The sequence below is a fragment of the Bradyrhizobium sp. genome, assembly GCF_049586575.1.
In the GTDB taxonomy this organism is placed as follows: Bacteria; Pseudomonadota; Alphaproteobacteria; order Rhizobiales; family Xanthobacteraceae; genus Bradyrhizobium.
Genome location: NZ_JBAVCF010000590.1, coordinates 1 through 3922, shown reverse-complemented (window position 1 = coordinate 3922; position 3922 = coordinate 1). Strand labels below are relative to the sequence as shown.

Below are 3922 nucleotides of genomic sequence, written 5' to 3'. Positions count from 1 at the left end.
CTACTAAGATCACCTAGAGCTCCGATTCCGAAGTTCGCACGGTATCGCGGCAACCTCCGATGCGAGCTTCGGAATCAAACGAGCTCTAGTAACTTATTGATTCTAGTGCGGCCTTGAATTTGAAGTTCCTATAAAGCGATTGCGGCAACACTGATAGGAACTTCAAATTCGCCGCACTAGCAAGGATGCTCTTTAAGCCGCGGGGCGCGATCCGGGGGCCGCGCCGTTCGTCCGTGCGCCGGCTCTCTTGACTCCCCGCTGCCGACCGCGCAAAGCGACCGCATGATCGCGACCTCGCCCGAAACCGCCCCCGCGGCCGCCTCGGCGGATCATCGGAGCTGGCCGGAACGACTATCCAGGCCGTATCCGCTCGTGATGGGGGTATTAAATGTCACGCCGGACTCCTTCTCGGACGGCGGACACTTTCTGGCACCGGCGGACGCGCTGACGCAGGCCAAACGCATAGCCGCCGAGGGCGCCGACATCATCGATATCGGCGCGGAATCGACCCGGCCGTATGGTTCGCAACCGATCTCTGCCGATGAGGAGATGCGGCGCTTGCAGCCGATCCTTGGCCAGGTCGCCGCTCTCGGAATTCCGGTGTCGATCGACAGCATGAAGCCGGTGGTCGTCGCCTGGGCACTGGATAACGGGGCGACTGTCGCCAACGATGTCTGGGGCCTGCAGCGCGAGCCGGGCATGGCCAAATTGATTGCGGAGCGGCGCTGTCCTGTCGTGATCATGCACAACCGCGACGGCGCCGATGGCGATATCGACATCATGGGTGACGTGGCCGAATTCTTCTCGCGCTCGCTTCAGATCGCTTCCCAAGCCGGCATTTCGAGCGAATTTATCGCGCTCGATCCCGGCATCGGCTTCGGCAAGACCCAGGAGCAAAGCATAACGGTTCTGGCGCGCTTGAACGAGTTCGAGACCTTTGGCCTGCCGCTTCTGGTCGGCGCCTCGCGCAAACGCTTCATTGCCACTATATCGCCGTCAGAGCCGGATCAGCGCCTCGGCGGCTCGATCGCCGCGCATCTGATCGCGGCGAAAGCCGGCGCGCGGATCGTCCGGACCCACGACGTGTGGGAGACTGTACAGGCCTTGCGTGTAGCCACAGCCATTTGGGACAGGGAATGAGCGATACGATCTTCATTACCGGCGTCGTCATCCACGCTCGCCACGGCGTCATGGATCATGAAACCGAAGTCGGGCAGCGTTTCGTCATCGACCTCGAACTCTCCGCCGACCTTTCGGAGTCTTCGCGCACGGACCGCCTCGCCGACACGGTCTCCTATTCCAATGTCGTTGCCACCGCGACCGCGGCCTTCAAGGACGTCAACTACAAACTGCTGGAACGCGCGGCCGGCGCCGTTGCAGACGCGGTGCTGGCCGCGTTTCCGAAAATCAGCGCCGTCAAGGTCACCGTGCACAAGCCACATGCGCCGATCGCGGCGATCTTCGATGACGTCGGCGTGGTCCTGACCCGCACGCGGAAGGTCTGATGGCTCGCGCCGTGATCGCGCTCGGCGGCAATGTGGGCGATGTCCGCGCCACGTTCCAGAAGGCGATCGCCAATATCTGCGGCATGACGCAAGGAGCGCTTCTGGCGCGCTCCTCCGATTATGCCACTCCGCCCTGGGGCGAGATCCAGCAGGACCGTTTCACCAACGCCTGCATCGAAATCGACACCAGCCTCGATCCGCACGCGCTGTTGTTCACGCTGCAAAAGATCGAAACCAAATTCGGCCGCGACCGGGCAAAGGAGAAGCGCTGGGGCCCGCGGACGCTCGACCTCGACCTGATCGCCTATGACGACGTGTCCATGCAGAAACCAGAGCTGACGCTGCCGCACCCTCGCTTGTTCGAACGCGCCTTTGTGCTGGTGCCCTTGGCCGAGATCTTGCCCGATCGCGTGATCGGCGGACGCAGCGTCACCGCGGCGCTGGCTGAGCTATCCACCGAGGGAATCGAGCGGTTGGGGGGGCCGGTTTAGGTCGAAAACATCGTTTGGCTTGGCGGCCCGCCCGTGGCAATTTCGACCCATGACATCGACTGACGATCTATCCTTTGCCGCCGATTTTGCGCCGGCGACCTATGATGACTGGCGCAAGCTGGTCGATGGCGTCCTGAAAGGCGCACCGTTCGAGAAGCTGGTCGGCAAGACCTATGACGGGCTGACGGTTGAGCCGATCTATCGCCGCGCCCGTGGTACTGCCCCGATCGCCGGCCGGGCTGCGGCCGCGCCCTGGCAGGTCATGCAGCGGATCGATCACCCAGACCCTGCGGCCGCCAATGCGCAAGCGATCCACGATCTGGAAAATGGCGCTAGCGGCATCGAGATCGAGTTTGCCGGTGGGCCGGGCGCCCGAGGTTTTGGCGTCATCGATGCGGCGCCGGAAACATTGAAGCGACTGTTTGACGGCGTGGTTTTCGACGCCGGGATTTCGATCGCGCTTCATCCGGTGATCGGACGGGGAAATGCCGGCGAGAGCCTCGCCGCGCTCATCGAAGGACAACACGTCGATCCGGCCAAGGTCGATCTGCGCATCAACTATCAGGCACTCAGCACCATGGCCGCGCGCGGCTACGCTCCAGCCGCGTGGAAGGAAATGGAAAAACCGTTTGCCGGCGTGGTCGGCGGACTGATCAAGCGGGGTTTTCGCGGCCCGTTCGTGCTGGCCGACGGGCGCACGGTCCATGACGCAGGCGGGTCGGAAGCCCAGGAACTGGCGTTCGCGTTATCGCTGGCTGTCGCCTATCTGCGCATGCTGGAGGCAGGTAACATTGATCTTGATGCCGCCCGCGCGGCGATCTCGTTCAGGCTGGCAGCCGACGCTGACCAGTTCCTGACGATGGCGAAATTCCGCGCGCTACGCATGTTGTGGACTCGAATTGAAGCCGCCTGCGGCCTTGCGCCGAAGCCGGCCTTCGTGGCTGCCGAAACCGCGTGGCGGATGCTGACCCAGCGCGACCCTTATGTGAACATGCTGCGGGCCACGATGGCGACTTTTGCGGCTGGCCTTGCCGGCGCCGACGCGATCACGGTGCTGCCCCATACGCTGGCGATCGGATTGCCGGATGCATTTGCACGGCGTGTGGCCCGCAATACGCAGCTTGTTCTCCTGGAAGAATCCAATCTGGCCAAAGTATCCGATCCCGCCGCCGGCTCCGGCAGCATCGAAAGCTTGACCCACGCTCTTTGCGAAGCGGCATGGGCGCTGTTCCAGGAAATTGAAAAGGCTGGCGGCGTGTTCGCAGCACTCGAACAAAACCTGATCCAGCGCAAGGTCGCCGCCACCCGTGCGGCCCGCGAAGCCAATATCGCCCGGCGCAAGGAAGTGCTGACCGGCGCCAGCGCATTCCCCAACCTTGGCGAGGCCAAGGTCGCGGTTCTGGACGTGAAGCCCTTGACGCTTGCCGCTTCCGGTGACGCCAACATCAAGTTCGAAGCCCTATCGCCGATGCGGCTCGCCGCGCCCTTCGAACGCCTGCGCGACCGCTCCGATGAAATCCTCAAAGCAACGGGCGCAAGGCCCAGGGTTTTCCTCGCCAATCTGGGGACGCCGGCCGATTTCACCGCGCGCGCGACCTTTGCCAGGAGTTTCTTCGAGACCGGCGGCATCGAGACGATCGGGCCGGAAGGCGTTGCCGATCCGGCGGCGCTTTCAGTCGACTTCAAGGCTTCCGGCGCGTCGCTCGCCTGCATCTGTTCATCCGACAAGGTCTATGCCGAGCGCGCGGAAGAGGCCGCGAAGGCCCTTCAAGCGGCCGGCGCCAAACATATCTATCTGGCAGGCCGGGCGGGCGAGCAGGAACAGGCCTTGCGTGCGGCCGGCGTTAACGAGTTCATCTTTGCCGGCGGCGACGCGCTTGCCGCCCTGCGACAGGCCCACCGGCTGGTGGATACCGCATGACTGAG

At 63.5% G+C, this 3922-nt stretch carries 4 protein-coding genes; all 4 read left to right on the top strand.

All coding sequences use genetic code 11. The features are described from left to right. Positions 1-282: 282 nt before the first annotated feature. Genes folP through WB528_RS22095 form a run of 4 tightly spaced genes read left to right on the top strand, consistent with a single transcriptional unit; the run spans position 283 to position 3917 of the window. Positions 283-1140, top strand: a complete 858-nt coding sequence (gene folP / locus WB528_RS22110) for a dihydropteroate synthase (protein ID WP_423890681.1) — start codon at positions 283-285, stop codon at positions 1138-1140. Continuing rightward, positions 1137-1505: a dihydroneopterin aldolase gene (gene folB / locus WB528_RS22105; RefSeq protein ID WP_422252782.1), complete on the top strand. Its 369-nt coding sequence runs from the start codon at positions 1137-1139 to the stop codon at positions 1503-1505. The genes folP and folB overlap by 4 nt, the downstream gene beginning before the upstream one ends. Next, positions 1505-1996 (top strand): 2-amino-4-hydroxy-6-hydroxymethyldihydropteridine diphosphokinase, encoded by a 492-nt coding sequence (gene folK, locus WB528_RS22100; RefSeq protein ID WP_423890679.1) that lies wholly within the window; start codon positions 1505-1507, stop codon positions 1994-1996. The genes folB and folK overlap by 1 nt, the downstream gene beginning before the upstream one ends. A 49-nt stretch (positions 1997-2045) precedes the next feature. Then, entirely contained in the window at positions 2046-3917 is a 1872-nt protein-coding gene (locus WB528_RS22095) for a methylmalonyl-CoA mutase family protein (protein ID WP_423890677.1), read from the top strand. The last annotated feature ends 5 nt before the right edge of the window (positions 3918-3922 follow it).

Excerpts from the sequence above, each read along its gene's own strand:
- folP (WP_423890681.1), top strand. The coding sequence starts at position 283 with ATGATCGCGACCTCGCCCGAAACCGCCCCCGCGGCCGCCTCGGCGGAT.
- folB (WP_422252782.1), top strand. The coding sequence starts at position 1,137 with ATGAGCGATACGATCTTCATTACCGGCGTCGTCATCCACGCTCGCCAC.
- folK (WP_423890679.1), top strand. The coding sequence starts at position 1,505 with ATGGCTCGCGCCGTGATCGCGCTCGGCGGCAATGTGGGCGATGTCCGC.
- WB528_RS22095 (WP_423890677.1), top strand. The coding sequence starts at position 2,046 with ATGACATCGACTGACGATCTATCCTTTGCCGCCGATTTTGCGCCGGCG.